Genomic DNA, 18,715 nt, shown 5'->3' with positions numbered 1-18,715 from the left:
CGGTGCACCATCATGGGGTGGCGGAGAAAGAACGGTATGAGCAGCCGGAACAGCCGAGCAAGGCCCGGAAAGCGGTATTCCGAATCCCGGGAACCGCGTATATCGCCATCGTGCTCCTGGTCATCTGCATCACCCCGGTCGCTCTCGGCGGCATTCCCGGCCTGCAGGCGCTCTACCTCGTTCCGCTCGGGCTGATCGTCTTCGTCGCCCGGACCCGCACCGTCGCCACCGTCGACGGGCTGAGCGTCCGCACCGTGTTCGGCAAGCGCGAGCTGCCGTGGTCCGCGCTCAAGGGGCTCGCGCTGACCCCGCGCGCGAAGGTCCGCGCGGTCCTCTCCGACGACACCCAGGTAGCGCTGCCCGCGGTACGCACGCGGCACATCCCGGTGCTCTCCCTGGTCAGCAAGGGACTGATCGCGGACCCGTCCGGGCTGACCGCCGACATCGAGCCGGAGGACCAGCCCACCGAGAACCACGGGCAGCCCAAACCGCAGGAGTAGCCTGCCAGTAATCGCCGTGCGTGCCGCGCCCACCAGGCGCCACCACCGCGCCGCCGGCCACCGCCTGCGGCAGGAGAAACACCCGAGCTTTCCCGCGCGATTCGTTCGCGCGCAACACCTTGGAGGAGTCATGCCCGCGCTGCGCTCCCGCACGACCACCCACGGCCGCAACGCCGCCGGAGCCCGTTCCCTGTGGCGGGCCACCGGGATGACCGACAGCGATTTCGGCAAGCCGATCGTGGCGATCGCCAACTCCTACACCCAGTTCGTGCCGGGGCACGTGCACCTGAAGGACCTCGGCGAGATCGTGGCCGAGGCGGTCCGGGAGGCGGGCGGCGTGGCCCGCGAGTTCCACACGATCGCGGTGGACGACGGCATCGCCATGGGGCACAGCGGAATGCTCTACTCGCTGCCCTCGCGGGAGATCATCGCGGACTCGGTGGAGTACATGGTCAACGCGCACCAGGCGGACGCGCTGGTGTGCATCTCGAACTGCGACAAGATCACCCCGGGCATGCTCAACGCGGCGATGCGGCTGAACATCCCGACCGTGTTCGTCTCCGGCGGGCCGATGGAGGCCGGGAAGGCCGTCGTGGTCGAGGGTGTGGCGCACGCGCCGACCGATCTGATCACCACGATCGCCGCGTCCGCGAACAGCGCGATCGACGACGAGGGTCTGTCCATTGTGGAGCGATCGGCCTGCCCGACCTGCGGCTCCTGCTCGGGCATGTTCACCGCGAACTCGATGAACTGCCTCACCGAGGCGCTCGGCCTCTCGCTCCCGGGCAACGGATCGACCCTGGCCACGCATGCCGCCCGGCGCGACCTGTTCACCGGCGCGGGCCGCACGGTCGTCGAACTGTGCGAGCGGTGGTACGGCGCGGACGACGAAAGCGTGCTCCCGCGCTCGATCGCGAACAAGAAGGCGTTCGAGAACGCGATGGCGCTGGACATGGCCATGGGCGGTTCGACGAACACCGTGCTGCACATCCTCGCCGCCGCGCAGGAGGGCGAGATCGACTTCACGATCGACGACATCGACGCGATCGGGCGCCGGGTGCCGTGCCTGTCCAAGGTGGCGCCGAACTCGGACTACCACATGGAGGACGTGCACCGGGCCGGCGGCATCCCGGCCATCCTCGGCGAACTGCACCGCGGTGGCCTGCTCAACGCCGACGTCCACGCGGTGCACGCGCCCACTTTGGACGAGTGGCTGTCCACCTGGGACATCCGCGCCGAGTCGCCTTCCCCCGAGGCGATCGAGTTGTTCCACGCGGCGCCGGGCGGGGTCCGCACCACCGAAGCCTTCTCCACCTCGAACCGCTGGTCCGCCCTGGACACCGACGCCGCCTCCGGCTGCATCCGTGATCTCGAGCACGCCTACACCGCCGACGGCGGGCTGGCGATCCTGCGGGGCAACCTCGCCGAGAACGGCGCGGTGATCAAATCCGCGGGCATCGACGAATCCCTGTGGCATTTCCAGGGCCCGGCCCGCGTGCTGGAAAGCCAGGAGGAAGCCGTTTCGGCGATCCTCGGCAAGAAGATCCAGCCGGGCGAGGTCCTGGTCATTCGCTACGAGGGTCCGGCCGGTGGTCCCGGAATGCAGGAAATGCTGCACCCGACCGCGTTCCTCAAGGGCTCGGGACTCGGCAAGAAATGCGCGCTGATCACCGACGGCCGGTTCTCCGGCGGATCGTCCGGGATCTCGGTCGGCCACATCTCCCCGGAAGCCGCCGCGGGCGGCACGATCGGGCTGGTCCAGGACGGCGACCAGATCCTGCTCGACGTGCACGAGCGCCGCCTGGAACTGCTCGTCGACGCGGACGTCCTGGCCGAGCGGCGGGCGAAGATGGAGGCGAGCGAGCGCCCGTGGCAACCGGCGGAACGGCAACGCCCGATCACCGCCGCGCTGCGCGCCTACGCCCGGATGGCCACCTCCGCCGACACCGGAGCCGTCCGCGACCCCTCCCGGTAATCCCGAACTGTCATGAGGGGACCCCTCCGGACAAAATACGTCCGGAGGGGTCCCCTCATGACATCGGTGGCCTAGCGGAAGACGAGGATCACGACGAGGGAAGCGGCGGCGGCGAGGAGGAGACCGGCGAAGCCGAAGCCCACCGGTTTGCGACGCCACGGGGTGTTCACGTCGATCGAGATCCGGCCCGGACCGGTGAACAGCAGGGCGAAGGCGACCGCGGCGATCAGGAGCTCGTATTCGAAGCCCGTGCCCATCTCCATGCCCATGAAGAAGCCGGTCTTGGCCTTCAGGTAGAGGATGTTGCCCATCACCCCGAGGATCGCGGCGGCGCCGAGCGGGGTGAACAAGCCCAGGATCAGCAGCAACCCGCCGCCGGTCTCGGTGAGCGCGGTGACCCAGGCCAGCAGGGTGGTCTGGCTCGTGTAGCCCATCGAGGCGAGTCCCTGGGCGGTCGGGCCGATGCCGGGGCCGTCGAACCAGCCGAACAGCTTCTGCGCCCCGTGCCCGGCCATGATCACGCCGACCACGACGCGCACGACCAGCAGGCCGAGGTCGGCGCCGCCGTGCCAGCGGGACCCGGAGTCCCGGGCCTCGTCGCTGGTGTCGGACAAGGTGCTGGTCGGGGCGTTTCCGGTACTCGTGGAGTAGCCGGAACTGTCGAACTGGCCCGTGCTTGCGTACTCATCGTCGTGAGTGGTCACGCGCGCAGAGTAGGCGATCTCGCCCGAATGCGGGAGGACGAATCGGTGAACGGTCACCAATCCGGGCATTAACCCCGGTCAGTGTCTTTCTGAGAACTCGCTCCGCGATCGCGTCGACAGGGCGCTACTTGACCTGCCACGCTCACTTTTCGCTGTTGGGCGCCCTGCCGCCGCGATAGCGGGGCCTTCGGCCGGCGAGTTCCCCGGTGCGAGTCCGCAGGTGCTCCTGTCTTTCAGACGTTTTGGTCAGTACTCCCCGTGCACCAGGTTGTTCGGCAGTTCTCCGCTCGCGTAGAGGGCGATCTCGGCCGCGGCCACCGCGTAGGAGCGCCGCTGCAGGCCGCGCGCCGCCCCGGCCACGTGCGGGGTGATGATCAGCCCCGGCGCGGACCACAGCGGGTGGTCCGGTGGCAGCGGTTCGGGGTCGGTGACGTCCAGCGCCGCGCGCAGGCGGCGCGCGGTCAGCTCCGCGAGCAGCGCGTCGGTGTCCACCACGCGGCCCCGGGACACGTTGACCAGCACCGCGCCGTCCGGCATCGCGGCGAGGAACTTGGCGTCCACCATGCCCTGGGTCCGCGAGGTCAGCGGCACCATCAGGGCGACCGCGTCGTGCGTGCCGAGCAGCTCCGGCAACTCCTCGACGCCGTGCACGCCCTCCCGCGCGGTCAGGCCCACCAGGGTGACCTTGGTGTCGAACGGCAGCAGCCGCCGGCGCAGCTGGTGGCCGAGATCCCCGGCCCCGACGATCAGGACCCGCTTGTCCTGCAGGGTGTCCGTGGTGTGGCGCCGCCACCGGTGGGCCTCCTGATCGGCCGCGAACCCGCTGAGCTCGCGATACACCGAAAGCAGCATCGCGACCACCCATTCCGCGGTACTGCCCCCGTGCGCGCCGCGGCAGGTGGACAGCAGGATCCCGTCGGGCAGCGTGCCGATCCAGTCCTCCGCGCCCGCGGCCAGCAGCTGGATCAGCTTGAGGTTCGGCAGCCCCGCGAGAACCTCCTGGCTCTCCGCGGCCGGGTGGAACCCCGGGATCAGCACCTCGGCCTCGGCCGCCTCCGGTGGCAGGGGCTCGCCCCATTCGTAACGCACCGCACGCACACCGCTCAGCTCACCCAGCGCGGTCACACCGTCGTCGTCGGGCACGAGCACGGTTATGGTCATGATCACCACCGTAATCGTTGTTCGGGACCGCTTACCACAGGTTCACGAGACGACACCTAGGCTTCCAGACCGTGCGCATCCGGAACGGCAGGACCCCGCGGTGGCCGCTGGCCCTCGCGGCCGCCGGCGCGCTGCTGCTGTCCGCCTGCGCCGATTTCGAGGAGCGGGCGGCCGGTCAGACCTTCGCGCCCGCGCCCGAAATGACCCCGAAAGCCGGTCCGCGTCCGGATCTGCCCGAGGTCAACGGCGGCTCGGGCGACGGCCAGCCCGGCCCCCGGACGTCGCCGACGCCCATCCCGCCCCCGCAAGGATGCACCGATTTCGACAAGGCCGTGGTGGAAACCTGCCTGGACACGGTGTCCGCGGTCGCCGCACTGCCCACCGACGGCTCGGCCCCGCCGAACGCGCTGGCCGCCGAACGCAAGAGCGGCCGCGTGCTGCGGGTCGCGGCGAACACCGATCCGGACGAACTGGCCAAGCTGGACGTCGACGCGGCCGGGGACGGCGGGCTCACCGGGCTCGCGCTCTCCCCGAGCTACCCCGAGGACCAGCTCGTCTTCGCGTACGTGACCACGGCGAGCGACAACCGGGTGGTCCGCCTCGCCAAGGGCCAGCCGCCCAAACCGATCCTGACCGGCATCCCCAAGGGCGCCACCGGCAACCGCGGCGCGATCATGCCGGACGGCAAGGGCGCCCTGCTGGTGGCCACCGGCGACGCCGGGAATCCCTCGGCCGCCGCGGAGAAGGGCTCGCTCGCCGGGAAGGTTCTGCGCATCGACCCCGGTGGCCAGCCGGCCAAGGGCAACCCGCAGCCCGAGTCCGCGGTGGTGGCGACCGGCCTGCACTCCCCCGGCGGCCTGTGCAAATCCGGCGACGGGGCCCGGTTGTGGGTCACCGACCGCACCCCGGACAAAGATGTGGTGCACCGGATCCAGCTCGGCGCTTCGCTGTCGGTCCCGGCGTGGACCTGGCCGGACAAGCCCGGGGTCGGCGGTTGCGCGGACTCGGGCAACGCGATCGACGTGGCCACCACGGCGGCCCACCTGCAGATCCTGCCGATCACCCCGGACGGCGCGGTGGGCGGCAAGCCGAGCACCGCGTTGAAGGACTCGAACTACGGCCGGTTGAGCGGGATGGACGCGATCGACCAGAACTACGCGTTCGCTTCCACGGTCAACAAGGACGGCGGCACGCCGGTGTCCAGCGACGACCGGGTGGTGCTGGTCGCGCTGAAACCGATCACCGGCGGCGGCATCGGCAAGGACTAGCGCAGCCAGCGCTCGCGGGCCGTGGCCTCGGACTTCCATGAGGGGACCCCTCCAGACGAAATTTGTCTGGAGGGGTCCCCTCATGGAAGAACTGCTCACGACTCCGGGGGCAGCGGGGCGGGGAGTTCGACGCGGCGGCCGGAACGGGACGACTCCAGGCCCGCTTCGGCCAGGCGCAGGCCGCGCGCCCCGGCGAAGAAGTCGTACCGGTGCGGCCGCCCGGCGAGCACGTCCCGCAGGAACTCCTCCCACTGCGCCTGGAAACCGTTGCCGAACTCCGCGTTGTCCGGCACCTCCGCCCACTGCGCGCGGAACGCCTCGGTCGCCGGGAGATCCGGGTTCCACACCGGTTTCGGGGTCATCGACCGGTGCTGCACGCGGCAGCCGCGGAGCCCGGCGACCGCGCTGCCCTCGGTGCCGTCGACCTGGAACTCGACCAGCTCGTCCCGGTTGACCCGCACCGCCCAGGACGAGTTGATCTGGGCGATCACGTCCCCGTCCAGTTCGAAGATCCCGTACGCCGCGTCGTCCGCGGTCGCGGCGTACCGCTCGCCGTGCTCGTCCCAGCGTTCGGGGATGTGCGTGACCGCCTTCGCCGTCACCGCGCGCACCCGGCCGAAGAGGTTCTCCAGCACGTAGTTCCAGTGGCAGAACATGTCCAGCACGATCCCGCCGCCGTCCTCGGCGCGGTAGTTCCAGCTCGGCCGCTGCGCGGACTGGTGGTCGCCCTCGAACACCCAGTAGCCGAACTCCCCGCGGACCGACAGGATCCGGCCGAAGAACCCGCTGTCCACCAGCCGACGCAGTTTGCGCAGGCCGGGCAGGAACAGCTTGTCGTGCACCACCCCGTGCCGCACGCCCGCGTCCTCGGCCAGCCGGGCGAGCGCGAGCGCGTCCGGCACCGACTCCGCGACCGGTTTCTCCGCGTACACGTGCTTGCCCGCGGCCAGTGCGGCCCGGACCGCCTTCTCCCGGGCCGAGGTGATCTGCGCGTCGAAATACACGCTCGCGGAATCCTCGGACAACGCGGTATCGAGGTCGGTCGTCCACCGGTCGATCCCGTGCCGGTCGGCGATCTCCTTCAGCTTCGCGGGGTTCCGGCCCACCAGGATCGGTTCGAGCGCCACCCGTTCGCCGCCGGGCAGGGCCACCCCGCCCTGCTCCCGGATCGCCAGCACGGAACGCACCAGGTGCTGGCGGTAACCCATCCGGCCGGTGACTCCGTTCAACACCACGCCCAGGCTCATCGGGGTATCCCTTTCTCGTTCCGGATTTCCACCGCGACTGTCCACTTCGGACGCGTGGTGGCTACCCGCCGCGGTACGGCGGCGTGACGCCGTCGATCCGGTACTCGTCGCGGCGGCCGCACATGCCGTAGCCGCCCCGCCGCGACGGGGTAGTCATCCGCACACCGGAGGCGGCGAGATACGAGAAATCGCCGTCCGCCAAGGCTTTCAGCTGCTCGCCGGTCCGTTCGGCCGCGGCCAGCGCGCCCGCGCGCCAGCGGGGCTCCCAGCCGGGAACCTTCGGCGCGACGAGTGCGGCGGCCGCGCGGTGGAACTCGCGCAGCGGCCCGTAATCCCCCTCGAGCAGCGCCGCACGCAGGTCGAGAAAGCCCCGGACCGCCAGATCCCGGCGCCGCCGCGCGGCCGCCTCGGCACCCGGATCGTCCGGATCGGGCAGGGTGGCCGCCGCGGCGTAGGCGGCCGGATCGGCGAGCACCTCGGGCGGGAAGGTGAACACCGCGTCGCCCGCCTCGGGCAGGCCGCTGTTCTGCATCAGCACGGTGACCCGCAGATCCCGCTGCTGCACCATGCGGTGCACGGTGCCCGGCGAGAACCAGGCGACGACCCCGGCCTCCAGTTCGGTCTGCTCGTAGCCGTCCCCGCTGAGCGTCTGCACCGCACCGTGCCCGCCGGTCACCACATACGCCTCGGTGCACGCCAGGTGCACGTGCGGGCTGCCGCCGCAGACCCCGTCCTCGGCCGCCCATTCGTAGGCCCGCACCTGCGAGACGCCGATGGCTCCGGGCAAGGGGAAGTCGCTCATCACCACTCCAGCGCTTTGAGATACCGCTCGATCCGCTCCCGATCCCACGCGCCGTCCGCGACCACCACCCGGTACCGGTAGGCGAAACTCGCGCCGGGCGCCAATGCGAACTCCTCGAAGAACGCCCAGGAGAAGGCGACGGTCGGGGTGCCGTGCGACCGCACGAACCAGTGCGACTCGTGGATCGCGTCCGCGTTCTCCGGCGCGTGCGCGAAGATCAGCGTGGCATGCGCGTCGACGCCGTCGTGCTCGCCGACGAAGGCCAGCCACGGGGCCTGCCGCCCCATCATCTCCTCGCCGCCCCGCCCGTCCGGCGCGAGGATCTCGCCACCGCCGAAATCGCGCGGGCCGCGCCAGTGCAGGCCGGTGTACCCGGCCAGTTCCCGGCCTTCGGCGGTCGGGCTGCCGAAGACCAGCGGCTCGCCGCGCACGTTGGTCAGCTCGATCGCCCAGTCCAGCGCCCAGGCGCCTTCCTCGGCGTCGACCGAATGCACCACGAGGTCGCGGCGCTCGCTCGCCCACTCCGCGCCGCCGTTCTCGATCCAGGTCAGCAGTTCGCGGAAGGCCAGCCGGTCTTCTTCGACGGTGAACTCGGCGAACCCGTCGTGCCGCATCGAGCCGATCCGGCCGGGCAGGTCCTGGTACCAGGCACCGGGCACGTAGGTGTGCCCGCCCCAGAAGTTCTGGCCGGACAGGTGGCTGGCGGTCATCTGGATGCCCTTGTGCCAGCGGTGGTCGTGCGGCCGGTACCCGCTCACCAGATTGCCCGACAGCGTGCGCAGCGGATGCGCGTAGGGTTTGCGCGCCTCGTACGCCACCGGATCCGGTTTGTACACATAGGACAGAAGTTCGACGCCGCCGGATTCCACGGTGATCCGCTCGCCGTGCCGGTGGGTGACGGTGATCGGCTCGCTCACGGGACGATTCCCTCCTTCAGGCCGCCGTGCATCCGCGCGTAGAACGGGTCGTCCCGGGTGATCTCGCCCGCGAGCACGGGCAATCCGGTGAACGCCGATTTGTACAGCGCGGCGATGAACTCCAGCACCCGGCGACCGTCGGCGCCGCCGCACTCCGGGCGCGTGCCGGTGCGCAGGTCCGCGAGCAGGTTCGTCAACTGCGCGGCGTGCGAGCTTTTCTCGTCCGTAGCGGGCTCCCGCCACGCCCGCACGCGCGGCTCGTCCTCGACGTGCGGTGCGGGGGTGTAGACGAAGTCGTCGTTGCGGTAGCCGTAGAGATGGGTCAGCTCGACCGTGGCGTCCGCGCAGTCCAGCCGGATCCGGCTCACCTCGTGCGGCGAGAGCACGCTGTTCACCACGGTGGCCAGCGCGCCGGAGGCGAACCGGACCAGCGCGGTGGACACGTCCTCGGTTTCCACGTCGTGCACCAGCCGCCCGGCCATCGCGCGCACCTCGGCCCAGTCGCCGAGCAGGTGCAGCAGCAGGTCCATCTGGTGGATCCCGTGGCCCATCGCGGGGCCGCCGCCCTCGGTCGCCCACTTCCCGCGCCACGGCACCGCGTAGTACTCGGCGTCCCGGAACCAGGTGGTCTGGCAGTGCGCGACCAGCGGCCTGCCGAGTTCGCCCGCGGCCAGCAGCCGCCGCAGATGCCCGGCGCCCGAGCCGAACCGCTGCTGGAACACGAAGGCCGCGTACGGACCGCCCGGCGATTCGGCCGCGACGATCTCGTCGTACCCGGCCAGGGACAGGCACGGCGGTTTCTCGCACCACGCCCACGCGCCGCTGCCCAGCACGGCCCGGGCCTGCTCGACGTGCAGCCCCGGCGGAGTGCAGATCGACACGAGATCCGGGCGCTGATCGGCGAGCATCTCCGCGAGGTCCCGGTAGCCGGGGATGCCGCCCGCCTCGGCCCGGAAGTCCGCGAGCCGGCCCTCGTCGAGGTCGGCGGCGGCGACCACCTCGACCTCGTCGGCGTGCGCCCGGTAGGCGTTCAGATGGCTGGCCGCGATGCCGCCCGTGCCCACGACGGCCACCCGGAAGCGCTTTCCCGCTGTCACGCACGCACCCCCCGACGAGGGACTCGCGCCAGCGCCCCGATGATCCGCATGCCCGTCTCCCCACCCCGACGCGGGTTCTGGAAAGCGCTTTCTCACTCGCACGGTAAGGAGCGCCCGCGACCGGTGTCAACCCTCGCCACGCGCCTGGTCCGGGGCCGCACTGTCGCGAGGGGGCAGACCAGTCGGAGCGGACTCCCTTTTGACAACTGCCGGAAAACGAGAGGAGCCGGGTACAATTCGAACGTTCAGCGGTGCCGGTGTGCAACCGCTGAATTTCCGCGGTTGCACACCGGTGACGCACTCGAGGCAGTCGCACTGCGACGGGACCCGACCCGATCATGGCGCTATAGTCGGAACTCCGCGGGCTGGGTGGCGATGATCAGGGTCCACACTCACCCATTGATTTCGAAGTGGGGCCAACGAGTCAGGGCGTTGTCGAAGCATGCCTTGCCTGCTTTTTGTTGTTCCTGGAAATCCTGAAGTATTGACTGCGAAAGGATTTGTTTTCCATGTCAGTTGGCACGCTGGAAACGCTTGCGGTCGAGGATCTCGACCTCGATCTGGAAGTCGTCGTTGTGGAGCAGGAGCAGCAGTTCCTGGGGGCCGCCAGCATCACGCTCACGTGTGCTGCGATCTGTAACCCGCCCACCCGAGCCTGCTGAGTCCGTATGACGACGCCGTGCGGGGAGGGACTCCCCTTCCCGCACGGCGTTCCAGCGAGCAGCCGTCGCGACCGAGTGGAGTGTGCGTGGAGCCGACCTTCCGATGCGCCGACGTGGCACTCGTCCGCGTTCCCCTGGGCGTGCGGCAAGCCGAGGAGGTGGCCCCGGACGCGGATGCGGTTCCCGCCTTCGACGACGAATGGTGGGAAAACCGATTCCGGCGGCTCGCCGAAGACGAGGCCCTGGTCGAGGCGGTGGAGCACGCCAGCCCGAGCCTGGCGCGGGTGGTGTCCAAGGTGCTCCGCGGCGAGCCGGTCAAGTCCAAGGTGCTGCGCCGCGCCACGCTCGCGTTGACCAAGTACCACCTGCGCAGGAACGGCCGGCCGACGCCGTTCGGGCTGTTCGCCGGGGTCGCCCTGGCTCGCATCGGAGACCACCCGTCGGTGCGCTTCGGGACTGAGCACCGCTCGGTCAGCCGGCCGGACGCGGGCTGGCTGGACACCGTGCTCGAACCCCTGCGCACCGATGCCGACGTGCTGGCGAACGCCGTCGTGGTCGCCAACGCGGTGCACCTCGTCCGCGACGGGCGGCTCGTTCTGCCGGAACGTTACGACGAACGCGGTGAGCGCCGGCTGGACACCTCGGTCCGGTTCACCCCGCTGGTCCGCGAGGTGCTGCGGGCGGCGGCGGAACCGATCCGGTGGTCCCGGCTGCTCGACCAGCTGCGCGCCAGGTTCGCCGTCGACCAGGGCACGGCGCTCGAACCGGTGCTGCGGCAACTCGTCGCGGCGCGGTTCCTGATCACGGATACCGAGCCGCCCCCGGACTGCACCGATCCGCTCGGTCACCTCCTCGCCGATCGGCGACGCGCGGCTCATCCGCTGTTCGAAGAACTGCGGGAGGTGCGGCGCGGCCTGAACGAGTTCGACGGCAGTCCCGCCGGGCAGCGGCAGCCGATCATGTCCGCCGTGTGGAAGCGGATGCGGTCGTTGTGCGAGGCGGAGAACCTGGTGCAGACCGATGTGCGGCTCGATCTCGACCTCACGCTTCCCGCGGAACTCGCCCGGGAAGCGGAACGTGCCGCCCACACCCTGGCGCTACTCGGTGTTGCCGAGGGGCCGCGCTGGTTGCCGGGTTACCACGAGCGGTTTCTGGAGCGCTACGGCACCGAACGCGTCGTTCCGGTGCTGGAGTTGCTCGACGGTGACCGGGGGCTCGGTCTGCCACCGGAGTACCTCGGTCAGGACCTCGGCCCCCGGGGACGACCGGACGACCGGCCGGACCGGGATCTCTTCCTCGGCGAGCTGGTGATGGACCACCTGAAGCAGGGTGGTGACGAGATCCTGCTGAGCGATGCCGACCTCGAGCGGCTTTCCGCGGCGCCGGAGGAGGCCCGTTACCCGGTTTCCGCGGAGCTGTGCACCGAGGTCGTCGCCGAAAGCTGGCAGGACCTGTGCGCCGGCGATTTCCGCTTGATCGTCGCGGAGTACTTCGCGTCACCCTCGGCCGGAGCGACCGTCTCGCGGTTCGCGCACCTGTTCCCGGCGGAGCAGGACGCGCTGAGGCGGCTCGCCACCGCCGCCGTGTCCACCCACGGGGCGGTCGCGGCGCAGGTCGCCTTCCGCCCGCGAGCGCCGAGATCGGCCAACGTGGCGTCGATTCCGCAGTGGCTACCGGTGCGCATCCCGCTCGGGCACGGCCCCGCCGCGCGCGGGACCGAGGACGTGCGGCTGCGCGACCTCGCTGTCGGCGGCACCGTCGAGCGGCTCTACCTGGTGGACACCGCGACCGGCGACCACGTCGTGCCGGTGCTGTGTTCGATGGTCAACCCGCGCACCGGCCATGTGCCCCCGACGGCGCGCTTCCTGCTGGAGCTGGGCGAACAAACCCTGCCGCGCTGCCAGCCGTGGCAGTGGGGCTCGTGGGCGAACGCGCCGTACCGCCCGAGAATTCGCCACGGCAGAACGGTCCTCGCGTCGGCCAGCTGGCTGCCCAGCCGGGCGATGGTCGACGCCGTGCGGAGTCCGGACGACTGGCGACGCCAGGTGCACGCCTGGCGGGAACGATCGGGCGTCGCCCGTCAGGTCCGGCTGACCACCGCGGACAACCGGGTGCCGGTGGACCTCGACGATCCCCTGCACGTCGAAGTGTTTCGCCAGGAGCTGCGGAAGAACCCCCGGCTGTACCTGCAGGAAGTCCCGCGGCAGTCCGGTGCGGGCTGGTTGCGCGGGCCCCGCGGCGGGCACGCCAACGAGGTCGTCTTCCAGCTGCTGGGAAACCGGCCTTCCCCGGAGAAACCGGCGCAGCCGGTCGCCGCCGTGCGGCGGACGGCCGATCTCGTCCACCTGCCGGGCGGCGAGTGGTTGTACGTGAAGTTGTACGCGAAAGACGACTCCGTGGAACGAATGGTCCGGGAGCATCTCGGCCGGTTGCTCGGGGAAGAACGAGCCGCCGGTTCGGCGGTGGACCGGTGGTTCTTCGTTCGATACGCGGATCCGGACGCGCACCTGCGACTCCGGTTCCACGGGAAAACGGAATTCCTGTGGTCGGCACTGCTGTCCCGGCTGCACGACTGGGCGAGCGGGCTCCGGGAGGCCGGTTTGCTGAACCGCTTCGAACTCGGCAGCTACGAACCGGAAGTGGAACGTTACGGCGGCGAGGACCTGCTGACCGAGGCGGAGCAGGTCTTCCACGCCGACAGCGAACTCGCCCTGGCGTTGACGCCGTTGCCGCGATCGAGCGACACCGCCGAATCGATCGCCGCGCTCAGCGCGCTGGCCCTGCTGATCCGGTTCGCCGGGGTGCCCGAGCTGATCGGCTGGCTCGAGGCGGTGCTGCCGGTGGACGAGCGTCGCGAGATCTCCTGGGACAGGCGGGAGGCGCTGGCCGAGCTGATCACCCCGGACGGGCTCGTGCGCGCCGAGGGGAGCCTCTTCGGGCAGAGCCAGGTGCGCTCGACGTGGGAGCGCCGGGACGAGGTCGTCCGGGAATACGCGGCCGCGTTGTCCCGGTCGGGTTGCGGCTCGGTCGAGCGTCACCGCATCGGCATGAGCCTCGCGCATATGCACTGCAACCGGTTGTTCGGGCCGGATCGCGCCGCCGAACGCGCGGTGTACGCGTTGCTCCACGGTGCGCTCGGCCTGCGCGTGGACCGCGATCGGCACGGCCGGTGAACGACCCGCGGGATCGGGCGCGCCACCTCGCGGTCGAACTGGGTGAACGGCTACGGCCCCCCGAAGCCGTCGGCCGCGTGGCGGCGAACGCCCCGCGGGTTCCCGGGCAACCGGCCTGGGACCCGGCCTCGCTGCTGCTCGGTCATCCCGGGATCGCCCTGCTGCACGCGGTGCTGTCCAGGCACGACCGTTCCTGGGCGACGGCCACCCGCGCTCACCTCGCGGCCGCCGTCGACACGTCCGCCGGTGCGGCCCGGGCCAGCCGCGGTGGAATCGTCGAACTGGTTCCCGCGGCCGTGCTGCACCGGACGAGCGACGGCGGGTTTTCCGGTTTGCTGGAAAAGGCGTCCCTTTCCCTCGCCGAGATCTGCGATTCGCTGACGAGAACCTGCGAAGAGAATCTCGACCGGCAGGGCACGAATGGCCCTTGGGTGAATTACGACGTGGTGACCGGGCTGGCCGGAAAAGCGCGGATGCTGGTGGCGCTCACCGATCTCGGCTACGAGCGATGCCGGACGGCATTGCGGGCCGCGCTGCGATTCCTGGTCGCGTTGACCCGGCCGGTGACGGTGTACGGCGCGGAGGTTCCCGGGTGGTGGTCCGCGCCGAGCCAGTACGCCGATCCCGACGACCGGTCGCGGTACCCGCGAGGCGATTTCAACCTCGGGCTCGCACACGGTATCGCCGGGCCGCTCGCCTTGCTCGCGATCGCCGAGCGCAAGGGTTACCGGGTGGCGGGCTCGGCGGAGGCGATGCGGCGGATCGTCGAATGGTTGCTGGGCTGGGTAAGGGAAGACGAGTTCGGCCCGATGTGGCCGCAGCGGGTCAGTTTCGCCGAGCAGGCCGGCCGGTCCGGCATCGAGCCGCTGCCCACCAGGGCCGCGTGGTGTTACGGCACGGCCGGGGTGGCCCGGGCGATTCAGCTGGCCGGTCAGGCGCTCGGCGACGCCGGTTTGTCGGCCCTCGCGGTGGACGCGTTACGCGGAATCTTCGCGCGTCCCTGGTCGCGGGCCGACCTGGAAGGTCCCACGATCTGCCACGGGGAAACCGGGCTGCTCATGATCGCGTTGCGCGCTGCCGCCGATCACCCCGACCCCGCGTTGCGGAAATGCGTGGACGATCTCGCGGACCGAATCATCGGAAGTTATTCTCCCGCGGCGCCGTTCGGATTCCAGCACCACATCACTCATCGGTCCGAGCCGTTCTTCCTGGATTCGCCCGGCTTGCTGCAGGGCGCGGCGGGAATCGCGCTCGCCCTGGCCAGCTTCGCCGACCGGGAAACCAATCCATCCGGCACGGAATGGGATTCGTTCCTCCTGTTGAGCTGACCGGCTGCGACGGGTCAACGGCGCCGGGGGTTCAGGCGTTCGGCCCGGGCGGCGCGGGTGTCCAGGATCGCGCAGACCAGGGAGCCCAGTGCGGCGAGGATGCCGAGGTAGCGGCCGAAACCGGCGTTGATCGCGACCCCGGCGATCTTGAAGATCTCGCGCTGGTCGTCGTCGAACTGCAGCTCGATGAACAGCCAGCCGAGCACCACCAACAGCAGCGCGACCGCGGCGGCGACCAGCCACAGCTGGGGGAGCCCGCTGGACCGGACCTTCCGGAGCTGGCCGAACACCACCACGACCAGCCCGGCGAGCAGCAGCAGGATGGGCGGGAACCAGCCGAAGAACGTCGAGTTCCAGGCGTTGCGGGCCAGATCGCTCGCCGGTGCGTCGCGCAGGTCGCCCGCGGTCTCGGAGTTCGTCGCGCTGAGCACCGTCCACGGGAGGAAGGTGGCCGCGAACGCGAGCAGCCCGGCGGCGAGGCCGGACCACTCGCGCCAGCTGACCTGTCGGAACGAGAAGGACACTTAGGCGCCGACTCGTTCCAGGACCAGTTCCCGCACGCGTTTGGCGTCGGCCTGGCCCTTGGTCGCCTTCATGACGTCCCCGACGATCTTGCCCGCGGCCTGGACCTTGCCGCCGCGGATCTTGTCGGCGATGTCCGGGTTCGCGGCGAGCGCCTCGTCAACCGCGGCGAGCAGCGCCGAGTCGTCGGAGACCACCTTCAGGCCGCGCTGCTCGACCACCTCGTCCGGTTCGCCCTCACCGCCGAGCACGCCGCGCACGACCTCGCGGGCGAGCTTGTTGGTCAGCTCGCCGGAGTTGATCAGCGCGATGACCCGGGCCACCTGCGCGGGGGTGATGGCCAGCTCGGCCAACTCCACCTCGCGGGAGTTGGCTTCCTGGGAAAGGAAGTTCACCCACCAGCCGCGCGCCTCGTCCGGCTTCGCCCCGGCGTCCACGGTGGACTGCACCAGCTCGACCGCGCCGGTGTTGAACAGGTCGCGCAGTTCCTCGTCGGAGAGTTCCCACTCGGCCTGGATGCGCTTGCGGCGTTCCGAAGGCATCTCCGGCAGGGTCCCGCGCAGCTCCTCGACCCACTCGCGGCTCGGGGCGATCGGCACCAGGTCCGGCTCCGGGAAGTACCGGTAGTCCTCGGCGGTTTCCTTGGTGCGGCCGGACGACGTGGTGCCGTCGGCCTCCTGGAAGTGCCGGGTCTCCTGGGTGACCGTGCCGCCCCCGGCGAGCACCGCGGCCTGCCGGGTCATCTCGTAGCGCACCGCGCGTTCCACGCTGCGCAGCGAGTTGACGTTCTTGGTCTCGGTGCGGGTGCCGAACTCGCTCGCGTCCTTCGCCATCAGCGACACGTTCGCGTCGCAGCGCAGCGAACCCTGGTCCATGCGCACGTCCGACACGTTCAGCGCGCGCAGCAGATCGCGCAGCGCGGTCACGTACGCGCGGGCCACCTCGGGCGCGCGCTCACCGGTGCCGGTGATCGGTTTGGTGACGATCTCGATCAGCGGCACCCCGGCGCGGTTGTAGTCCAGCAGCGAGTGCTCGGCGCCGTGGATGCGACCGGTCGCGCCGCCGACGTGCAGCGACTTGCCGGTGTCCTCCTCCATGTGCGCGCGCTCGATCTCCACGCGCACGACCTCGCCGTCGTCCAGCGTCACGTCCAGGTAGCCGTTGAACGCGATCGGCTCGTCGTACTGCGAGGTCTGGAAGTTCTTCGGCATGTCCGGGTAGAAGTAGTTCTTCCGGGCGAACCGGCACCACTGGGCGATCTCGCAGTTCAGCGCCAGGCCGATGCGGATCGCGCCCTCCACGGCCTTGCCGTTGACCACCGGCAGCGAACCGGGCAGCCCCAGGCAGGTCGGACAGACGTGCGTGTTGGGCTCGCCGCCGAACTGGTTCGGGCAGCCGCAGAACATCTTGGTGTTCGTGTTCAGCTCGACGTGCACCTCGAGCCCGAGCACCGGGTCGAAGCGCTCGATGACGTCGGCGTAGTCCATCAGCTCAGCCACCGCGGTCACTTCCCCGCTCCCTTCAGCTCCGGTACCCGGTGCACCAGCGAACCGCCCGCGGCGGCGTTGCGCGCGGCCTCGTAGGCCGCACCGACCCGGTAGAGCCGGTCGTCGGCCAGCGCCGGGGCCATGATCTGCAGCCCGACCGGCAGTCCGTCCTCATCGGACAGTCCACTCGGGACACTCATGGCGGCGTTCCCGGCCAGGTTCGACGGGATGGTGCACAGGTCCGCGAGGTACATGGCCATCGGGTCGTCGACCCGCTCGCCGATCTTGAACGCGGTGGTCGGCGTGGTCGGCGAGACCAGCACGTCGACCTTTTCGAAGGCCTGCGCGAAATCGCGGGTGATCAGCGTGCGGACCTTCTGCGCCGAACCGTAGTAGGCGTCGTAGTAACCCGAGGACAGCGCGTAGGTGCCGAGCATGATCCGCCGCTTCACCTCGGGGCCGAACCCGGCCTCGCGGGTGAGCGACATGACCTCCTCGGCGCTGTGCGCGCCGTCGTCGGACACCCGCAGGCCGTAGCGCATCGCGTCGAACCGGGCCAGGTTCGACGAGCATTCGCTCGGCGCGATCAGGTAGTACGCGGGCAGCGCGTAGGTGAAGTGCGGGCAGGACACCTCGACCACCTCGGCGCCGAGCGCGCGCAACTGCTCGACGGCCGCCTCGAACGAGCGCAGCACGCCGGGCTGGTAGCCGTCGCCGCCGAACTCCTTGACCACGCCGACGCGGACGCCCTTCAGGTCGCCCGAAGCGCCCTCGCGGGCGGCGGCGACCACCGGCGGCACCGGGGCGTCGATCGAGGTCGAGTCGAGCGGATCGTGCCCGGCGATCACCTCGTGCAGCAGGGCCGCGTCGAGCACCGTGCGGGTGCACGGGCCCGCCTGGTCGAGCGAGGACGAGAAGGCCACCAGGCCGTACCGGGAAACGCCGCCGTAGGTGGGCTTCACGCCGACCGTGCCGGTCACCGCGCCGGGCTGGCGGATCGAGCCGCCGGTGTCGGTGCCGATGGCCAGCGGCGCCTCGAACGCGGCGATCGAGGCCGAGGACCCGCCGCCGGAACCGCCGGGGATCCGGGCGTGGTCCCACGGGTTGTGGGTCGGGCCGAACGCGGAGTTCTCCGTGGAGGAGCCCATCGCGAACTCGTCCATATTGGTCTTGCCCAGGATCACCACGCCCGCTTCGCGCAGTTTGCGGGTGACCGTGGCGTCGTACGGCGGCAGCCAGCCCTCGAGGGTGCGGGAACCGCAGGTGGTCGGGATGCCCTTGGTGGTCAGCACGTCCTTGAGCGCGAGCGGGACCCCGGCGAGCGCGGACGCGGGCGCCTGACCGGCGGCGAGGCCGTCGTCCACGGCCTGCGCGGCGGCGAGCGCGCCCTCGGTGTCCACGTGCAGGAACGCGTGCACGAAGTCGTCGACCTCGGCGATCCGGTCCAGATGGGCCTGGGTGACCTCGACCGAGGACAGCTCCCGGCGGTGGATCTTCTCGGCGAGCTCGGCCGCGGTCAGCTTGGTGACATCGGTCATTGTTCCTCCCCCAGGATCCGCGGCACCCGGAAGCGGCCTTCCTCGGCGGCGGGCGCCCCGGCGAGCGCCTGCTGCTGGGTCAACCCCGGCCGGACCACGTCGTCGCGGAAAACGTTGGTCAGCGGCACGGCGTGCGAGGTCGGCGGGATGTCCGCTTCGGCGACCTCGCCGACCTTGGCCACCGCGTCCAGGATCTGGTCGAGCTGGCCGGCGAAGACGTCGAGTTCCTCGTCGGTGACGGCCAGCCTGGCCAGTTTGGCAAGGTGCGCGACCTCGTCGCGGGATATGTTGGGCACGCGGGTGACTCCCGGGGTGTGCTGGTCGGACGGGTGTT

Annotated in this window: 16 protein-coding genes; 6 read left to right on the top strand and 10 right to left on the bottom strand. The window is 70.7% G+C overall.

Translation table 11 applies throughout. From position 1 onward, the window contains the following. The first annotated feature begins 17 nt into the window (after nt 1-17). Nucleotides 18-500 carry a PH domain-containing protein gene (locus tag FXO23_RS23005; protein ID WP_158887469.1) on the top strand — a complete coding sequence of 161 codons (483 nt, stop codon included), beginning with the start codon at nt 18-20 and terminating at the stop codon, nt 498-500. A gap of 130 nt (nt 501-630) precedes the next feature. Then, nucleotides 631-2,475: a dihydroxy-acid dehydratase gene (ilvD, locus tag FXO23_RS23000; protein ID WP_158887468.1), complete on the top strand. Its 1,845-nt coding sequence runs from the start codon at nt 631-633 to the stop codon at nt 2,473-2,475. 71 nt (nt 2,476-2,546) lie between these two features. Here ilvD and FXO23_RS22995 read toward each other — a convergent pair whose 3' ends face one another. Then, nucleotides 2,547-3,179, bottom strand: coding sequence for a DoxX family protein (locus FXO23_RS22995; RefSeq protein ID WP_246257682.1), 633 nt, complete (start codon nt 3,177-3,179; stop codon nt 2,547-2,549). A gap of 246 nt (nt 3,180-3,425) precedes the next feature. After that, nucleotides 3,426-4,340 (bottom strand): 2-hydroxyacid dehydrogenase, encoded by a 915-nt coding sequence (locus FXO23_RS22990; RefSeq protein ID WP_179956848.1) that lies wholly within the window; start codon nt 4,338-4,340, stop codon nt 3,426-3,428. A 71-nt stretch (nt 4,341-4,411) separates the two neighbouring features. Here FXO23_RS22990 and FXO23_RS22985 point away from each other — a divergent pair, with 71 nt between their 5' ends. Further along, nucleotides 4,412-5,608: a PQQ-dependent sugar dehydrogenase gene (locus tag FXO23_RS22985; RefSeq protein WP_158887465.1), complete on the top strand. Its 1,197-nt coding sequence runs from the start codon at nt 4,412-4,414 to the stop codon at nt 5,606-5,608. A gap of 95 nt (nt 5,609-5,703) precedes the next feature. Here the strand turns inward: FXO23_RS22985 and FXO23_RS22980 are convergent, their stop codons facing one another. From FXO23_RS22980 to FXO23_RS22965, 4 genes are all read right to left on the bottom strand, one after another. Continuing rightward, on the bottom strand, nt 5,704-6,855 hold the full coding sequence (locus tag FXO23_RS22980; protein WP_158887464.1) for a Gfo/Idh/MocA family protein: 1,152 nt from the start codon (nt 6,853-6,855) through the stop codon (nt 5,704-5,706). 61 nt (nt 6,856-6,916) lie between these two features. Further along, complete coding sequence (locus FXO23_RS22975) at nt 6,917-7,657, bottom strand: cupin domain-containing protein (RefSeq protein ID WP_158887463.1); 741 nt, start codon at nt 7,655-7,657, stop codon at nt 6,917-6,919. After that, nucleotides 7,657-8,574: a DUF6807 domain-containing protein gene (locus tag FXO23_RS22970; RefSeq protein ID WP_158887462.1), complete on the bottom strand. Its 918-nt coding sequence runs from the start codon at nt 8,572-8,574 to the stop codon at nt 7,657-7,659. The genes FXO23_RS22975 and FXO23_RS22970 overlap by 1 nt, the downstream gene beginning before the upstream one ends. Then, a complete protein-coding gene (locus FXO23_RS22965) occupies nt 8,571-9,671 on the bottom strand; it encodes a Gfo/Idh/MocA family protein (protein WP_246257680.1) in 1,101 nt (366 codons plus the stop codon). The genes FXO23_RS22970 and FXO23_RS22965 overlap by 4 nt, the downstream gene beginning before the upstream one ends. Before the next feature lie 509 nt (nt 9,672-10,180). Here FXO23_RS22965 and FXO23_RS22960 point away from each other — a divergent pair. From FXO23_RS22960 to FXO23_RS22950, 3 genes are all read left to right on the top strand, one after another. Beyond that, nucleotides 10,181-10,333, top strand: coding sequence for a hypothetical protein (locus FXO23_RS22960; RefSeq protein ID WP_158887461.1), 153 nt, complete (start codon nt 10,181-10,183; stop codon nt 10,331-10,333). 86 nt (nt 10,334-10,419) lie between these two features. Next, nucleotides 10,420-13,506: a lantibiotic dehydratase gene (locus FXO23_RS22955; protein ID WP_158887460.1), complete on the top strand. Its 3,087-nt coding sequence runs from the start codon at nt 10,420-10,422 to the stop codon at nt 13,504-13,506. Then, nucleotides 13,503-14,834, top strand: coding sequence for a lanthionine synthetase C family protein (locus FXO23_RS22950; RefSeq protein ID WP_158887459.1), 1,332 nt, complete (start codon nt 13,503-13,505; stop codon nt 14,832-14,834). Before FXO23_RS22955 ends, FXO23_RS22950 begins: the two co-directional genes overlap by 4 nt. Nucleotides 14,835-14,848: 14 nt before the next feature. On the opposite strand, the gene FXO23_RS22945 is transcribed toward FXO23_RS22950, so the two are convergent. The 4 genes from FXO23_RS22945 to gatC are packed head-to-tail and all read right to left on the bottom strand — an operon-like array spanning nt 14,849 to nt 18,677. Next, nucleotides 14,849-15,358 carry a hypothetical protein gene (locus FXO23_RS22945; RefSeq protein ID WP_158887458.1) on the bottom strand — a complete coding sequence of 170 codons (510 nt, stop codon included), beginning with the start codon at nt 15,356-15,358 and terminating at the stop codon, nt 14,849-14,851. Next, entirely contained in the window at nt 15,359-16,864 is a 1,506-nt protein-coding gene (gene gatB / locus FXO23_RS22940) for an Asp-tRNA(Asn)/Glu-tRNA(Gln) amidotransferase subunit GatB (protein ID WP_158887457.1), read from the bottom strand. It abuts the gene before it with no gap. Continuing rightward, nucleotides 16,861-18,381 (bottom strand): Asp-tRNA(Asn)/Glu-tRNA(Gln) amidotransferase subunit GatA, encoded by a 1,521-nt coding sequence (gene gatA, locus FXO23_RS22935; protein WP_158887456.1) that lies wholly within the window; start codon nt 18,379-18,381, stop codon nt 16,861-16,863. Before gatA ends, gatB begins: the two co-directional genes overlap by 4 nt. Further along, nucleotides 18,378-18,677 (bottom strand): Asp-tRNA(Asn)/Glu-tRNA(Gln) amidotransferase subunit GatC, encoded by a 300-nt coding sequence (gene gatC, locus FXO23_RS22930; protein ID WP_158887455.1) that lies wholly within the window; start codon nt 18,675-18,677, stop codon nt 18,378-18,380. Before gatC ends, gatA begins: the two co-directional genes overlap by 4 nt. Between the last annotated feature and the right edge of the window lie 38 nt (nt 18,678-18,715).

Source organism: Amycolatopsis anabasis, assembly GCF_009765355.1.
Taxonomy (GTDB): domain Bacteria; phylum Actinomycetota; class Actinomycetes; order Mycobacteriales; family Pseudonocardiaceae; genus Amycolatopsis; species Amycolatopsis anabasis.
The sequence above is the reverse complement of the archived record's forward strand: the minus strand, read 5'-3'. Positions and strand labels throughout refer to the sequence as shown.